Below are 15,720 nucleotides of genomic sequence, written 5' to 3'. Positions count from 1 at the left end.
GGCTCTCCAGGTCCTTGATGCTAAAACGGACAACAGCGCCGGGTCTCCCCGGCACTGTTGCTGTATGGATTAACAGGAGTGTAATCAAAAAACAGCGATTGTGCACCTGTTCCGTATTAGCGCGTCTTAATAACCAGACGATTACTCTGTTTGACCTCTTCCATCACCACATAGGTGCGGGTGTCATTTACGCCTGGCAGGCGTAACAGCGTTTCGCCCAGCAGTTTGCGGTAGGCCGACATATCCGGTACGCGCGTTTTCAACAAGTAGTCGAAATCACCAGAAACCAGATGACACTCCTGAATTTCTTCAAGTTTTTGTACTGCAGCGTTGAATTGTTCAAACACATCAGGTGCGCCACGATTCAGAGTAATCTCAACGAAGACCAGCAGTGATGCATCCAGATAATGCGGGTTAAGCAGCGCCGTATAGCCCTGAATAAACCCCTGCCTTTCCAGCCTGCGCACGCGCTCAAGGCACGGCGTTGGCGAAAGCCCTACTCGTTTAGAAAGCTCGACGTTGGAAATACGCCCATCTTTTTGCAGTTCATTTAAAATATTGCGGTCAATGCGGTCGAGATCTTTGCCAGGGCGCTTCTTGCTATCTACCATTATTATTGTCTCTCTGTATTCCTTCCCTACTCCTGTCTTGACCCTGTGCACTTCACTGTTCAGGATCTTTGCCCGTCGTATTGTGCCGCGCGCCAGCATGCTGACCGTTGCATAATCCCAGGGGCTGTGTTGAGAAGACCGGTGCCTGCGGCAGCTATCGATATCACGGATGGCGTCTGTCCACGCCATGCGTAGATTTCGCTAGCCCGGTAAAATGGCATTTACATGCGTAAACGTGCGTTACGCGCGAAATACTGCTTTTTTTCTTCCTTTGATGTTTTCGCAAAAGCGCAGGGGATTGTCAAAGCAAAACATCTTTTTTTAGTACAACATGCCAGATATTCATCAAGGTCGATTCCTTATCCTCATTTATTCATCTTATAACTGCCTTTTTCTCAGTAGAAGTTGTTATGTTTTCGGCCTAAATCATTGCCCCGCCATCGGTCCTTTCTATCACACACATCGTTAACAAAATCGCTACGCCCTTTTTTTACGCCCGCAAATTCCCTACAATCCAGCCCAATGTCTGCCAAACAATAATGAGGATCTCATGGGGACGGCCAAACACAGTAAGCTGCTTATCCTTGGTTCAGGCCCTGCCGGTTATACCGCAGCGGTCTATGCTGCGCGTGCAAACCTGCAGCCGGTGCTGATCACCGGTATGGAAAAAGGCGGTCAGCTCACCACCACCACCGAAGTGGAAAACTGGCCGGGCGACCCGCACGATCTGACCGGCCCGGGTCTGATGGAGCGCATGCATGAACATGCGACCAAATTTGATACTGAAATCATTTTTGACCATATCAACAGCGTCGATTTACAGAACCGTCCGTTCCGCCTGATTGGCGATAGCGCCGAGTACACCTGTGATGCGCTGATCATCGCCACCGGCGCCTCCGCGCGCTATTTAGGCCTCGCCTCCGAAGAAGCCTATAAAGGCCGTGGTGTCTCTGCCTGCGCCACTTGCGACGGTTTCTTCTACCGCAACCAGAAAGTCGCGGTTATCGGCGGCGGCAACACCGCAGTTGAAGAAGCGCTCTATCTGGCGAATATCGCCTCTGAAGTGCACCTGATCCACCGCCGCGATACCTTCCGCGCGGAGAAGATCCTGATCAAGCGTCTGATGGATAAAGTTGAGAGCGGCAATATCGTGCTGCATACGCACCGTACGCTGGAAGAGGTGACGGGCGATCAGATGGGCGTTAGCGGTCTGCGCCTGCGCGATACGCAAAACGCGGATAATATCGAGTCGCTGGACGTTGCCGGTCTGTTTGTCGCTATCGGCCATAGCCCGAACACCGCGATCTTTGACGGTCAGCTTGAGCTGGAAAACGGCTACATCAAGGTGCAGTCCGGTATTCATGGCAATGCGACGCAAACCAGCATTCCTGGCGTGTTTGCCGCAGGTGACGTGATGGATCATATCTATCGTCAGGCGATCACCTCCGCGGGCACTGGCTGTATGGCCGCGCTGGATGCTGAACGCTACCTCGACGGGCTGGCTGTTCAGAAATAATCTTTACAAGTCAGTAACAAAGGTAAATAAGGCGACATTAAGTCGCCTTTATTTTTGCACCGTTGTAACATTGCGCAGGCTAAAAATCCGATAACTTCACCTGCAAAGCGCGCAATGAATAAAACCCGTCAGCAAGAACTCACTCGCTGGTTAAAACAGCAAAGCATTATCTCCCGTCGTTGGTTGACGCTCTCCCGCCTGCTTGGCATGGTCAGCGGCGTCCTGATCGTCGCGCAAGCGTGGCTGCTCGCCAGCATTCTCAACCATATGATTATTGAGCACATTCCGCGCGAGGCACTGCTGCTGCCCTTTGCGTTGCTGGTGCTGGTCTTTATTCTGCGCAGTTGGGTAGTCTGGCTACGCGAACGCGTAGGATTTCATGCTGGGGCGCAGATCCGCTTTGCGATACGCCGCCGCGTGCTGGACCGTCTGCAACAGGCCGGGCCGGCATGGATTCAGGGCAAACCCGCCGGTAGTTGGGCGACGCTGATCCTTGAGCAAATCGACGATATGCATGACTTCTACGCCCGCTATTTGCCGCAAATGGCGCTGGCGGCGAGCGTCCCGCTGCTGATTGTGATTACCCTTTTCCCGATTAACTGGGCGGCAGCGCTGATCCTGCTTGGCACCGCGCCGCTGATCCCGCTGTTTATGGCGATGGTCGGGATGGGCGCAGCCGATGCCAACCGCCGCAACTTTAAAGCGCTGGCGCGCCTGAGCGGCCACTTCCTTGACCGCTTGCGCGGCATGGAGACGCTGCGTATTTTTGGCCGTGGCGAAGCTGAAACGGAAAGCATCCGCCGTGCGTCGCAGGATTTTCGCAGCCGCACCATGGAAGTGCTGCGCCTGGCATTTCTCTCCTCCGGGGTACTGGAGTTTTTCGCGTCGCTCTCCATTGCGCTGGTCGCCGTTTACTTTGGCTTCTCCTACCTGGGCGAACTCAACTTCGGCCATTACGGTACCGGCGTAACGCTGTTTGCCGGTTTCCTCGCGCTGGTGCTGGCGCCGGAGTTTTTCCAGCCGCTGCGCGATCTCGGTACCTTTTATCATGCGAAAGCGCAGGCAGTGGGAGCGGCGGATAGCCTAAAAACTTTTATGGAAGCGCCGCTCGCCCATCCGCAACGCGGCGATATCACGCTCAACGCGGGTGAACCTATTACCCTGACGGCAGAAGAGTTAATCGTTAAATCGCCTGAAGGCGCGGTGCTGGCCGGGCCGCTTACCTTTACCCTCTCCTCAAAAGCACGGGTTGTGGTGGTCGGGCGCAGCGGATCGGGAAAAAGCTCGCTGATTAACGCGCTGTTAGGATTCCTGCCTTATGAAGGCTCGCTGCGCGTTAACGGTATTGAACTGAGCGCGATCGATCCCGACAGCTGGCGCAACGCGATAAGCTGGGTCGGCCAAAACCCGCAGTTGCCTGCCGCCACGCTGCGCGAGAATGTGCTGTTATCTCGCCCGGATGCCAGCGAAGCGGCCTTACACGCTGCGCTGGATAAGGCGTGGGTAAGCGAGTTTCTGCCCCTGCTACCGGAAGGACTGGAGACGCAGCCTGGCGATCAGGCCGTTCGCCTCTCCGTCGGCCAGGCGCAGCGCATTGCCGTTGCCCGCGCCCTGCTCTCCTCATGCCAGTTACTTTTGCTGGATGAACCTTCCGCCAGCCTTGATGCCCACAGCGAGCAGCGTGTGATGCAGGCGCTGAACAGCGCTTCGCGCCAGCAAACGACGCTGATGGTGACCCACCAGTTGGAAAACCTCGCAGAGTGGGACGCCGTTTGGGTGATGCAGGAGGGACGCATTATTGAACAGGGCAGCTATGCCGAACTTGCCGCCGCCGGAGGCGTGTTTGCCGCGCTGCTGGCACACCGTCAGGAGGAGATTTAAATGCGCGCCTTGCTGCCTTATCTCGCATTATATAAACGCCACAAATGGATGCTGACGCTGGGCGTGGTGCTGGCGGTCGTTACGCTGCTGGCCAGTATTGGGCTGTTGACGCTTTCCGGCTGGTTCCTGTCGGCCTCGGCGGTGGTCGGCGTCGCCGGGCTGTATAGTTTCAACTATATGTTGCCCGCCGCTGGTGTGCGCGGGGCGGCGATCACCCGTACCGCCGGGCGCTATTTCGAGCGGCTGGTCAGCCACGATGCCACGTTCCGCGTGCTGGAACATCTGCGCGTCACTACCTTCAGCAAGCTGTTACCCCTCTCCCCCGCCGGACTGGCGCGTTTTCGTCAGGGTGATGTGCTTAACCGTGTGGTTGCCGATGTCGATACGCTTGATCACCTCTATCTGCGCGTCATTTCGCCGCTGGTGGGCGCGCTGGTGGTTATTATTGTGGTACTGGTCGGCCTGAGCGTGCTCGATCTCTCGCTGGCTCTGATGCTAAGCGGCATTATGCTGGCGACGCTGCTTATTCTGCCGCCCCTCTTTTATCGCGCCGGCAAAGCGACGGGGGAAAACCTCACCGCACTGCGCGGGCAGTATCGTCAGCAATTGACCAGCTGGTTACAGGGGCAGGCAGAGCTGACCATTTTTGGTGCCAGCCAGCGTTATCGCGAGCAGCTGGAAAACACCGAATTAAGCTGGCACGAGGCGCAGCGCCGTCAGTCCGATCTGAGCGCAGTATCGCAGGCGTTGATGCTGACGATTAGCGGCGCGGCGGTGATTATCATGTTGTGGTTCGCCTCCGGTGATGTCGGCGGTAATACCGAGCCTGGCGCCCTGATCGCGCTGTTTGTCTTCTGTGCGCTGGCGGCATTCGAAGCGCTCGCCCCGGTTACCGGCGCTTTCCAGCACCTTGGGCAAGTTATCGCGTCTGCCACGCGGGTGACGCAGCTTACCGACTGTCAGCCGGAAGTCACGTTTCCTGCAACGCGCACCGCCGTGCCGCAGCAGGTTAGCGTGGCGCTTAGCGATGTGTCGTTTAGCTATCCGGGACAGCCGCAGCGGGCGCTGGAGACTCTCAGCGTGTCGATTGCCGCAGGCGAGCATGTTGCCATTTTAGGCCGCACGGGCTGTGGTAAATCGACATTGCTGCAACTGCTGACACGCGCCTGGGATCCGCAGCAGGGCGAGATTCGTCTACAGGATCGGCCATTAAGCTCATATGCCGAGGCCGATCTGCGCTCGCTTATCAGTATGGTGCCGCAGCGCGTTCATCTGTTTAGCGCCACGCTGCGCGATAACTTACTGCTGGCTTCGCCGCAGGCAAGCGATGAGGTGCTGAGCGCGACGCTGGAACGCGTGGGTCTGGAGAAGCTGCTGGATGAGAATGGCCTTAACGCCTGGCTCGGTGAAGGCGGGCGTCAGCTCTCCGGCGGTGAACTGCGTCGTCTGGCGATTGCACGCGCGCTGCTGCATGATGCCCCGCTGGTGTTACTGGATGAACCGACTGAAGGGCTTGATGCCTCAACCGAGAGCCAAATCCTTGATCTTCTTAATGAAGTGATGAAAGGCAAAACCCTGTTAATGGTCACCCATCGTCTGCGCGGGTTGGCAAATTACGATCGGATAATTGTAATGGACAACGCGCAAATAATTGAGCAAGGTAATCACGCAGCGTTAATGGCGAAACAGGGGCGGTACTACCAGTTTAAGCAGCGTCTGTAGCGGTTTGACTCATTTTCGCTCTCGCGTCGCCAATACTGAAGCGAGGGCGAAAGATGACGATATTAACAGAAGTCACTTGTCGCATTGTGGAGCGTTGCGGTCATGCGCCTGGTTCAGCTTTCTCGTCACTCTATTGCATTCCCTTCGCCGGAAGCGGCGCTGCGTGAACCCAACGGCCTGCTGGCGCTCGGTGGTGACCTAAGTCCGGCGCGCTTGCTGATGGCCTACCAGCGCGGGATTTTTCCGTGGTTCTCACCCGGCGACCCTATTCTCTGGTGGTCGCCCGATCCGCGCGCCGTATTATGGCCGGAAAACTTTCACGTCAGCCGTAGCATGAAGCGCTTTCATAAAACCTCACCTTATCGCGTGACGCTGAACCACGCTTTCGGCCAGGTCATTGACGGTTGTTCAGACGATCGCGACGAAGGCACCTGGATTACGCCCGATATCGTCATGGCCTACCATCGCTTACATGAACTGGGCCATGCGCATTCGATAGAAGTATGGGAAGGCGACGAGCTGGTGGGTGGGATGTATGGCGTTGCGCAGGGTTCGCTTTTCTGTGGTGAGTCGATGTTCAGCCGACGCGTAAATGCCTCAAAAACGGCCTTGCTGGCCTTTAGCGAAGAGTTTGCGAGACTTGGCGGTAAGCTGATTGATTGCCAGGTGCTTAATAGCCACACCGCCTCCCTTGGCGCGGTGGAGATCCCCCGCCGCGACTATCTGCAATATCTCGCGGAATTACGTCAGGTAGCGCTGCCTTCGCACTTTTGGGTGCCCCGTCGGCTCTTTCCGGCTCGTTGAAGAATGTTTTCGGCACATTTGTATTCAGAGTGTTATAATGGTCGCTCGTAGCAGCTTTTGCCTGTTGCCCCGCCCCATCCGGGAGTCGTTCGTATCAGGGATGCCCTTCGTTTACTTCTACCGCTCCCCTTTACGGTTGCGCTTTACTGGCGCTCTGGCTGCGGCGTGCGGGGAATCGGCAAAAGCTGTTTTGCTGCGTTTTATCAGCACAAATCTTTACTTAACACACGAACTTCGGCATTATCTTGCCGATTCAAAAAATTATGGTAGTGATACCCCCGAGGATTAGATGGCCAAAGAAGACAATATTGAGATGCAGGGTACCGTTCTTGAAACGTTACCTAATACGATGTTCCGCGTAGAACTGGAAAACGGTCACGTGGTCACTGCGCATATCTCTGGTAAGATGCGTAAAAACTACATCCGTATCCTGACGGGCGATAAAGTGACTGTGGAACTGACCCCGTACGACCTGAGCAAAGGCCGCATTGTCTTCCGTAGCCGCTAAGATCTTCCGCTAGCGCAACTGCGCACCTAATTGAAAGGCCGGGTAATCCCGGCCTTTTCTGTTTCTGCTTCAAGTGTTGTTTCAAAAACCGCTTTTAACGATCAGGGATAGTAGCAGCCACCCCGCTCACGACAGGCTCTCCACTCTGATGTGCCGACGTCTGGCCCCTCTGCGGGATCCTGGCGGCAGAGAGGCCACCATTCGCTGTATACATTGCATACGGCTGCCTTTGCTGCAAGCGGAGCAAGCAGTAAAAAACTCAGCAGAACGGGTATAAAAATAGTCTTCATCTTATCTTCTCCTTTTTGACCAACCTGTGAATCCTTTTCATAGCAATAACCCCTCTCAGTGCTATTGCACATAAAAACAACGTACAAAATAACAGCGCCAATAGCAATATTTTTAATAATATCAGTAAGTTGGGTTAAGATTATTTACACTGTATAGCGCAGTTCGCTCTGCAAATGGAGTTAACCGCACGGTTTAATGCCATGGAGACAAATTGTCTTACATTGACGAAGTGGAAACTGCACGCCGCTTTTTCACGTGCTTATCGGACAGGCATAAAAAAACCGGGCACAGGGCCCGGTTTGATGAGGTTAATGCAGAGATTAATGTGCTGCTTCCGGTTTGTGCTTCTGCGCACTGTGGAAACCATACTCCAGCTCATTCTTCTCTTTATTCAGCGTGACGGTCACCTGGCCGCCATCAACCAGCGATCCGAACAGCAGTTCGTTGGCGAGCGGTTTTTTCAGGTTGTCCTGAATCACACGCGCCATCGGTCGGGCACCCATCGCACGGTCGTAGCCTTTCTCTGCAAGCCAGTCACGCGCTTCCTGGCTGACTTCCAGCGAGACGCCCTTCTGATCCAGCTGCACCTGAAGCTCGACGATAAATTTGTCGACCACCTGGTGAATCACCTCGGTAGACAAATGATCGAACCAGATGATGTTGTCCAGACGGTTGCGGAACTCCGGCGTAAAGATCTTTTTGATCTCTTCCATCGCATCGGTGCTGTTATCCTGGTGGATAAGGCCGATGGATTTACGCTCGGTTTCACGCACCCCGGCGTTGGTGGTCATCACCAGCACGACGTTGCGGAAATCGGCCTTGCGTCCGTTGTTATCGGTCAGCGTCCCGTTATCCATCACCTGCAGCAGGATGTTAAAGACGTCAGGATGCGCTTTTTCGATCTCATCAAGCAGCAGAACCGCATGCGGATGTTTGATCACCGCGTCGGTCAGCAGGCCACCCTGATCAAAACCGACATAGCCCGGAGGCGCACCGATCAAACGGCTCACGGTGTGGCGCTCCATATACTCGGACATATCAAAGCGCAGCAGTTCAATGCCCAGCGCTTTCGACAGCTGTACCGTCACCTCGGTTTTACCGACGCCGGTCGGGCCAGCAAACAGGAAGGAGCCGACCGGTTTATGGTCCTGGCCCAGCCCTGCGCGGCTCATTTTGATCGCTTCGGTTAAGGCCTCAATGGCTTTATCCTGACCAAACACCAGCATTTTCAGACGGTCGCCGAGGCTTTTCAGCGTATCGCGATCGCTCTGGGAGACGCTCTTCTCAGGAATACGCGCGATACGGGCAACCACGGATTCAATATCCGCCACGTTAACCGTTTTCTTGCGTTTGCTGACCGGCATCAGCCGCGCCCGCGCGCCAGCCTCATCGATGACGTCAATCGCTTTATCCGGCAGATGGCGGTCATTAATATACTTCACCGCCAGCTCAACCGCGGCACGTACCGCTTTCGCCGTGTAACGCACATCGTGGTGCGCTTCATATTTCGGCTTCAGGCCATTGATAATCTGCACCGTCTCCTCAACGGAAGGTTCAGTGATATCAATTTTCTGGAAGCGGCGCGCAAGGGCGCGATCTTTTTCAAAGATGTTGCTGAACTCCTGATAGGTCGTGGAGCCCATTACGCGGATCTTACCGCTGGAGAGCAGCGGCTTAATCAGGTTCGCAGCGTCAACCTGCCCGCCGGACGCAGCGCCTGCACCGATGATGGTGTGGATCTCATCGATAAACAGAATGCTGTTGCTGTCCTGCTCAAGCTGTTTCAGCAGTGCCTTAAAGCGTTTTTCGAAATCGCCGCGGTATTTGGTACCCGCAAGCAGTGAGCCGATATCCAGCGAGTAGATAGTGCAGTCGGCCATGATTTCCGGCACGTCGCCCTGCACAATTCGCCATGCCAGCCCTTCGGCAATCGCGGTTTTACCGACGCCCGATTCACCCACCAGCAGCGGGTTATTTTTACGGCGGCGGCACAGCACCTGGACGGCGCGTTCAAGCTCTTTGCCACGTCCAATCAGCGGATCGATTCCGCCTACGCGAGCAAGCTGATTAAGGTTGGTGGTGAAGTTTTCCATACGTTCCTCCCCGCCTGCTTGCTCTTCGCTGCTCGCCTGGCTGCTACTGCTGCTGCCCGCGTCAGAGGATGGACCCGGCTCGTCTTTGCGCGTGCCGTGAGAGATAAAGTTCACCACGTCAAGGCGGCTAACTTCATGTTTGCGCAGCAGGTAAGCCGCTTGCGACTCCTGCTCGCTAAAGATGGCAACCAGCACGTTCGCACCGGAGACTTCGCTGCGTCCGGAAGACTGAACGTGAAACACCGCGCGCTGCAGAACGCGCTGGAAGCTGAGCGTCGGTTGCGTGTCACGCTCCTCTTCGCTCATCGGCAGGACGGGTGTGGTTTGTTCGATGAAGGCCTCGAGTTCCTGCCGTAGCGCCACCAGATCCACGGAACACGCTTCCAGCGCATCACGGGCAGATGGGTTACTGAGCAGAGCCAGTAACAAGTGCTCGACGGTCATAAACTCATGTCGGTGCTCGCGCGCTCTGGCGAAAGCCATGTTTAAACTGAGTTCCAGTTCTTGATTGAGCATAGGCACCTCCCCCAAGTTTTATTGCCTGACGTCAGGCTTTTTCCAGCGTACACAGCAACGGATGCTCGTTCTCCCTTGCATACTTGTTCACCATGGCAACTTTCGTCTCCGCGACCTCGGCGGTGAAAACACCGCAGATAGCCTTACCGTGATAGTGAACCGTTAGCATCAGTTGCGTTGCACGTTCAACATCATAAGAAAAGAACTTTTGTAGCACGTCAATAACAAATTCCATTGGCGTGTAGTCATCGTTCATGATCATCACTTTGTACATCGATGGCGGTTTGAGCGCGTCGCGCAGTTTATCTTCCGCCAATTGCTCAAAATCCAGCCAGCTATTGCTCTTGCCCATCGTTAGCGCTTCATCTTAGGTTACAGGTTCCGGCGCACGTCTAATCGGCCGATTACATGAGTTTAGATGCATTTTCAATCAGCATCAGATGTCAGGCAACTATAATGGATCGCCCTACGTTTGAATAACAACATAAAGTGGGTGGTTATATGAAGACGTCCTGCTAGTGCACATTATATGGCTCGATTATAGGTTTTTTTGGCGATCCTTGCCATTTCACCTGTGTAAAAAGATTTCAATGTATCTTATTTTTCTATTTTTTAATTTTTAAACATCGTGCTAAATAAAAAAACGAACCGCTGAGGGTTCGTCTTTTTATTTATTTCAGGGCTATTTATCCAGCTCCAGTAATGACTTCGCAACATCAGCATAGAAAGCATTAACATAAGCCTGCGGGATGACATCAAATCCCATAAAGTCGAGATGATCCCAATCGTTCATTACCGGGTAATAGCTCCACTGCCCTTTTTTCGGCTGACCATCATAGGGCTTCGCATCGGCTCCAAAGGGGTAATAGCTGGAAACCGAATTCACCAGCCCGTCATTCGTCGTCCAGGTGGCATTAATTAACGACGTTTGCGGATCGGTAATGGTTTTGCCCATATAGGTTGCTGACGGCACCAGCAGCGGATTGGTATAGACGCCGGGGATCTGGAAAGAGGTAAACGGCACGCCAACGGTCGTTTTACCGGTGTGTGAGAAATAATAGACGTTGGGCTTAGTCTCCAGGTACTGCTTATTCGCACTGACGCCAACTACCGAGAGATCGTAAGAGGCAATATCCTTCGAATCCCAGATACTGCTGGTGAAAACATCGCGAATATATTCAGCCAGGCTCTCATCCGGGTCACGACGCAGCCCAAACTGATCGAGTTTAAAATCATAAACAAATGAAGAGAGCGACGATACGCCAGCAATAGTTGCCGCTTTGCGGACCATATCTTCAATCAGGCCAACGATCAGGTTCTTATCTTGTGCAAACGAGCTGCCGTTATTTGGCGTGGCGACGGTCGTGACGCTGAAAACATAATCTTTTCCGCCTTCAAAAAGCGGGGAGATCTCGGTTTCCGGGTGCGATTCGTGGTAAGCGCGCTCCTCTTCACTGCCATCCTGCAACATATCCACCAGCTGGCGGCTGGTTAGCCCGCCCATACTGTGCCCAACGAGGTGGATCTTATGGTGCTCATCCCAGTGCGGATAGATGCCCGGGTAGGTTTTGCCGTAGCGGGCATGGTTCGCTTTCAGGGAGTGGGCGGCACCATAATCAACGGTGCCGCCTTTAATATAGTAATAGAGCTCAACCGCACGATCCCAGTTGCTGGAAACCGGGCCGACAACGGCGGCATAAGACTCAACTCCATTGCTATTTAAATAGGCAATGGTGTCATCAAACCCGCCCCAATATTTGAAACCCAGCATCTCATCGGGGCCCCAGCCTACAACACCATGAACAAAAATAAGGGGATAATGGTTTCCTTTTTGGGCCATGTTTTGTGGAGCCGCGTCGACCGTTTCCGCCGCGACGAAAGAGGAATTAATAAGCGAAGCTGATACCAATAGCGCTAAAGATAACTTCTTTAAAGTTTTCAATGTAACTTCATCCTTTTTTATTTACACCAACGTTGCGTCGCTAATAGTACCTTTCGCAGTGCTTTTCTTTTCAGCCCTTAAAGTGGATTAATATACAAGAATGCTCTCAGATATTTTTTGAATAATCGCATTGGGGAAAAAGAGTGATTAATTTATTTGAATTAGGATAATTCACGTGAATTAATTACTGATTAAATTATATTTTAAACCGCTGGTAATTAATTTTTCTATTGCGCAACATATGACTGTGGAATAGCCATATTCGAGACCTGCATCACATTTTTTCACCATAGCGTTAACTGCTTCAAAAAATTGATGCGCTGTCTCCCAGAATGCTTGCCAAATACTTGACGCGTTATACGAATTATCTAAATTGTAGAGTCGTGAGTTGGCGAGGTTTTGAACAACCCGTCGCTCCGCCACCGGTTCATTCCATCTTACTTAAATAAGTTTTACGAAGGATGTCGAAGCATGGAAATGGGTACTGTAAAGTGGTTCAACAATGCCAAAGGGTTTGGCTTCATCTGCCCGGAAGGCGGTGGTGAAGATATCTTCGCCCATTACTCCACCATCCAGATGGATGGTTACAGAACGTTAAAAGCCGGGCAGACGGTCCGGTTTGATGTACACCAGGGCCCTAAAGGCAATCATGCCAGTCTTATCGTGCCAGTAGAACTGGAAGCGATAGCCTGACGCCTGTGGCTTCGTTGTGTACTAGAGTGCAGTGAAATGCCAGCCCGGTGGGCTGGCATTTTTATTACTCCCGCGCCAGCGCATCCACCGGATCGAGCCGGGCGGCATTGCGGGCAGGAAGCCAGCCAAAGAGCACGCCGGTAAAAGTAGAGCACAAAAACGCCGTTAACAGCGCAACCGGCGAGAAGCCAATCTCCCAGCCGGGCAGAAAGAGCTGCAGGGTGAAAGCAATCAGCATCGACAGCATGACGCCGAGCGCACCACCCACCAGGCAGACAAACACCGCCTCTATCAGAAACTGCGACAGCACGTCGCCCGCACGTGCGCCCACCGCCATCCTGATGCCAATCTCCCGGGTACGCTCGGTGACCGACACCAGCATGATATTCATCACGCCAATCCCGCCCACCAGAAGCGAGATCACCGCCACCAGCGTTAAAAAGAGTTGCAGCGTACGTGTGGTTTTCTCTGCCGTTTTCAGCACCCCGTCCATGTTCCAGACGAAGAAGTCCTTTTTACCATGGCGAAGATTGAGCAGTTGCGTCAGTTGCTGTTCGGCTTGTTCACTGCTGTAGCCCTCATTTACGCGCACGGTAATGGAGTTGAGCCATGACTGGCCCATAATTCGCCCGGCGATGGTGCTGTAAGGCAGCCAGACGCGCAGGATCTTGCTGCTGCCGAACATCGACTGCTTCTCCTCCGCCACACCAATCACCGTCGCCGGCATATTACCAACCAGAATCACTTCGCCCACCACGCTGGCCTTATCCGGGAAGAGCTGCCGCCGGGTATTGCTGTCGAGCACTACCACCTGCGCGCGCCTGCCCTGCTGCTCGGCGTTAAAGGCGGTGCCTTCGCTAAAGGTCATGCCGTAGACGTTAAAATATTGCCCGCTGACGCCGTTCGCGCTGGCTGCTACGTCGATATTGCCGTAACGCAGACGCAGGTTTTGCGATACCGATGGCGTGGCTGAGCGCACCCACGGCTGCTTTTGAATGGCAAGCAGATCGTCATACTTCAGCGCCTGCTGGTTTTGCGGCTCATCATCACCAAAATCTTTGCCGGGGTAGACATCAATGGTGTTGGTGCCGATAGAGCGGATATCCGCCAGCACCAGCTGTTTGGCCGCATCGCCCACCACTACAATCGACACCACCGAGGCGATACCGATAATAATGCCGAGCATGGTGAGCAAGGTGCGCATCTTGTTGGCCGCCATCGCCCGCCAGGCCATGGTCAGCGCCTCCTGGAAACGGCTGGTGAACTGCCGCCAGCCGCCAACGGAGGTGACAACGCCTTCATGTTTTGCCGCAGAGGTGGCGGCGGTTTTTGCCGGGGGATTGGCAATGATTTCACCATCGCGGATCTCAATGATCCGCTCGGCCTGCGCGGCAACTTGCGGATCGTGGGTGACAATAATCACCGTGTGGCCGCGATCGCGCAGTTGATGGAGGATCGCCATCACCTCTTCGCCGGAGTGGCTATCCAGCGCGCCGGTCGGCTCATCGGCGAGGATCACCTGCCCGCCGTTCATCAACGCACGCGCAATACTGACGCGCTGCTGCTGGCCGCCGGAGAGCTGCGAGGGTTGATACTCGCTGCGATCGCCAAGCCCGAGGCGCGTCAGCAACTCTTTAGCACGCGCCAGCCGCGCTTTGCGCTCCGTCCCGGCATAGACCGCCGGCACTTCAACATTCTGCGCAGCGGTCAGGTGAGAAAGCAGATGGTAACGCTGAAAGATAAAACCAAAGTGTTCGCGGCGCAGCTGCGCCAGCGCGTCGCCGCTAAGTGTCGAGACATCCGTTCCCGCCACGCGGTAGGTGCCGCGAGTCGGTTTATCGAGACAGCCGAGAATGTTCATCAGCGTCGATTTACCGGAGCCGGAAGCGCCCACAATTGCCACCATCTCGCCTGCGTTTATGGTGAGGGTAATGCCTTTCAGCACCTCAACCATGCCGTCGCCGGAGGGGTAGCTGCGGCGAATCTCCTTCAGTTCAAGCAGGGCGGTCATTGCGCCGCGTCCTCTTTCCGCTCGCCGATCACCACTTCATCGCCCGCGTCCAGCCCTTTGACCACCACCACATCGGTATCGTTACGCTCGCCGAGGATCACTTCCCGCTCGCGCGTTTCGCCATTGCGCAGCACTTTGACCTTATAACGATTATCACCCACCGGCTCGCCGAGCGCCGCCAGCGGAATGGTCAGCACGTTTTTCTGCCCGGTGAGCTGGATCTGCACCTGCGCAGTCATCTCCAGGCGCAGCACGCCCTGCGGGTTGGGCACTTCAAAACGCGCATAGTAGAAGATGGCGTCGTTGACCTTCTCCGGCGTCGGCAGAATATCTTTCAGTACCCCTTCATAGCGGGTACCCGGATCGCCCAGCACGGTGAACCACGCTTTTTGCCCCGGTTTGAGATGAATCACATCCGCTTCGGAAACCTGCGCTTTCACCAGCATGGTGCTCATGTCCGCGACTGTCAGAATGTTCGGTGCCTGCTGCATAGCAATCACCGTCTGCCCTTGCAGCGTCGTAATTTGTGTCACTTCGCCGTCCATCGGCGCGAGAATGCGGGTGTAATCAAGATTGGTTTTTGCCGTATCGAGCGTCGCCTGGTTACGTTTGATCTGCGCATCGATAGTGCCAATCTGTGCCTGCTTTACGGCGACATCCGTTGCCGAGGTGTCAAGATCCTGGCGCGACACCAGGTGGCTCTGCACCAGTTGCTGCTGGCGTCCGTAAGTCACCTGCGCCAGCTTCAGCTCGGCCTGTGCCTGGCGGCGCTGCGCCCGCAACTCCATCAGTGTCGCTTCCACTTCCTTAATCTGGTTTTCCGCCTGCGCCGGGTCAATGATGCCCAGCAGCTGATCTTTCTTCACCTTATCGCCGATATTGACCGTCAGGCGTTGTAACTCACCGTTGACCTGCGCGCCGACGTCAACTTTGCGAAGCGCGTCGAGTTTGCCGGTCGCCAGCACCATTTGTTGCAGCTCGCCCGGCTTAACAATCAGCGTCTGATACTGCACCACCGGCGCATTTAACTTGCTCCAGAGCCAGAAAGCCGCCAGCACAATGATGGCGATCAGCACAAACAACCCTGTCCTGCGTTTTCCCTTCAGTTTCATAAAATTTCCAGATAATCGGA

The 15,720-nt window shown here is 54.6% G+C and carries 12 protein-coding genes; 6 read left to right on the top strand and 6 right to left on the bottom strand.

Translation table 11 applies throughout. The features are described 5' to 3' along the window. Positions 1 to 116: 116 nt before the first annotated feature. Positions 117 to 611 carry a leucine-responsive transcriptional regulator Lrp gene (lrp, locus tag ACWPW2_RS06380; protein WP_000228469.1) on the bottom strand — a complete coding sequence of 165 codons (495 nt, stop codon included), beginning with the start codon at positions 609 to 611 and terminating at the stop codon, positions 117 to 119. Positions 612 to 1,161: 550 nt separating this feature from the next. Between lrp and trxB the strand changes: the two genes are divergently transcribed. The 5 genes from trxB (at position 1,162) to infA (ending at position 7,042) form a co-directional block, all read left to right on the top strand. Then, complete coding sequence (gene trxB, locus ACWPW2_RS06375; protein ID WP_023481757.1) at positions 1,162 to 2,127, top strand: thioredoxin-disulfide reductase; 966 nt, start codon at positions 1,162 to 1,164, stop codon at positions 2,125 to 2,127. A gap of 114 nt (positions 2,128 to 2,241) precedes the next feature. Next, on the top strand, positions 2,242 to 4,008 hold the full coding sequence (cydD, locus tag ACWPW2_RS06370; RefSeq protein WP_454121921.1) for a heme ABC transporter permease/ATP-binding protein CydD: 1,767 nt from the start codon (positions 2,242 to 2,244) through the stop codon (positions 4,006 to 4,008). Beyond that, positions 4,009 to 5,730, top strand: a complete 1,722-nt coding sequence (gene cydC, locus ACWPW2_RS06365) for a heme ABC transporter ATP-binding protein/permease CydC (RefSeq protein WP_454121920.1) — start codon at positions 4,009 to 4,011, stop codon at positions 5,728 to 5,730. A 102-nt stretch (positions 5,731 to 5,832) separates the two neighbouring features. After that, positions 5,833 to 6,534 (top strand): leucyl/phenylalanyl-tRNA--protein transferase, encoded by a 702-nt coding sequence (aat, locus tag ACWPW2_RS06360; RefSeq protein ID WP_454121919.1) that lies wholly within the window; start codon positions 5,833 to 5,835, stop codon positions 6,532 to 6,534. 289 nt (positions 6,535 to 6,823) lie between these two features. Continuing rightward, a complete protein-coding gene (infA, locus tag ACWPW2_RS06355) occupies positions 6,824 to 7,042 on the top strand; it encodes a translation initiation factor IF-1 (RefSeq protein ID WP_001040187.1) in 219 nt (72 codons plus the stop codon). Positions 7,043 to 7,653: 611 nt separating this feature from the next. On the opposite strand, the gene clpA is transcribed toward infA, so the two are convergent. From clpA to ACWPW2_RS06340, 3 genes are all read right to left on the bottom strand, one after another. Further along, positions 7,654 to 9,942 carry an ATP-dependent Clp protease ATP-binding subunit ClpA gene (clpA, locus tag ACWPW2_RS06350; protein WP_023481807.1) on the bottom strand — a complete coding sequence of 763 codons (2,289 nt, stop codon included), beginning with the start codon at positions 9,940 to 9,942 and terminating at the stop codon, positions 7,654 to 7,656. Between the two features lie 31 nt (positions 9,943 to 9,973). Beyond that, complete coding sequence (gene clpS / locus ACWPW2_RS06345) at positions 9,974 to 10,294, bottom strand: ATP-dependent Clp protease adapter ClpS (protein ID WP_023481436.1); 321 nt, start codon at positions 10,292 to 10,294, stop codon at positions 9,974 to 9,976. Between the two features lie 330 nt (positions 10,295 to 10,624). Beyond that, positions 10,625 to 11,782, bottom strand: a complete 1,158-nt coding sequence (locus ACWPW2_RS06340) for an esterase/lipase family protein (RefSeq protein ID WP_312119855.1) — start codon at positions 11,780 to 11,782, stop codon at positions 10,625 to 10,627. A gap of 573 nt (positions 11,783 to 12,355) precedes the next feature. Between ACWPW2_RS06340 and cspD the strand changes: the two genes are divergently transcribed. Next, positions 12,356 to 12,577 (top strand): cold shock-like protein CspD, encoded by a 222-nt coding sequence (cspD, locus tag ACWPW2_RS06335; protein WP_023481381.1) that lies wholly within the window; start codon positions 12,356 to 12,358, stop codon positions 12,575 to 12,577. Between the two features lie 64 nt (positions 12,578 to 12,641). On the opposite strand, the gene macB is transcribed toward cspD, so the two are convergent. After that, on the bottom strand, positions 12,642 to 14,588 hold the full coding sequence (macB, locus tag ACWPW2_RS06330; RefSeq protein WP_454121918.1) for a macrolide ABC transporter ATP-binding protein/permease MacB: 1,947 nt from the start codon (positions 14,586 to 14,588) through the stop codon (positions 12,642 to 12,644). Next, positions 14,585 to 15,700 carry a macrolide transporter subunit MacA gene (gene macA / locus ACWPW2_RS06325; RefSeq protein WP_454121917.1) on the bottom strand — a complete coding sequence of 372 codons (1,116 nt, stop codon included), beginning with the start codon at positions 15,698 to 15,700 and terminating at the stop codon, positions 14,585 to 14,587. Before macA ends, macB begins: the two co-directional genes overlap by 4 nt. Positions 15,701 to 15,720 lie beyond the last annotated feature (20 nt).

It is taken from the genome of Kosakonia sp. Marseille-Q7440 (assembly GCF_965119485.1).
The sequence above is the reverse complement of the archived record's forward strand: the minus strand, read 5'-3'. Positions and strand labels throughout refer to the sequence as shown.

Coding starts and splice junctions, on each gene's coding strand:
- aat (WP_454121919.1), top strand. CDS start 5,833: ATGCGCCTGGTTCAGCTTTCTCGTCACTCTATTGCATTCCCTTCGCCG.
- cydD (WP_454121921.1), top strand. CDS start 2,242: ATGAATAAAACCCGTCAGCAAGAACTCACTCGCTGGTTAAAACAGCAA.
- infA (WP_001040187.1), top strand. CDS start 6,824: ATGGCCAAAGAAGACAATATTGAGATGCAGGGTACCGTTCTTGAAACG.
- clpS (WP_023481436.1), bottom strand. CDS start 10,294: ATGGGCAAGAGCAATAGCTGGCTGGATTTTGAGCAATTGGCGGAAGAT.
- cydC (WP_454121920.1), top strand. CDS start 4,009: ATGCGCGCCTTGCTGCCTTATCTCGCATTATATAAACGCCACAAATGG.
- lrp (WP_000228469.1), bottom strand. CDS start 611: ATGGTAGATAGCAAGAAGCGCCCTGGCAAAGATCTCGACCGCATTGAC.
- trxB (WP_023481757.1), top strand. CDS start 1,162: ATGGGGACGGCCAAACACAGTAAGCTGCTTATCCTTGGTTCAGGCCCT.
- macB (WP_454121918.1), bottom strand. CDS start 14,588: ATGACCGCCCTGCTTGAACTGAAGGAGATTCGCCGCAGCTACCCCTCC.
- clpA (WP_023481807.1), bottom strand. CDS start 9,942: ATGCTCAATCAAGAACTGGAACTCAGTTTAAACATGGCTTTCGCCAGA.
- ACWPW2_RS06340 (WP_312119855.1), bottom strand. CDS start 11,782: ATGGCCCAAAAAGGAAACCATTATCCCCTTATTTTTGTTCATGGTGTT.
- cspD (WP_023481381.1), top strand. CDS start 12,356: ATGGAAATGGGTACTGTAAAGTGGTTCAACAATGCCAAAGGGTTTGGC.
- macA (WP_454121917.1), bottom strand. CDS start 15,700: ATGAAACTGAAGGGAAAACGCAGGACAGGGTTGTTTGTGCTGATCGCC.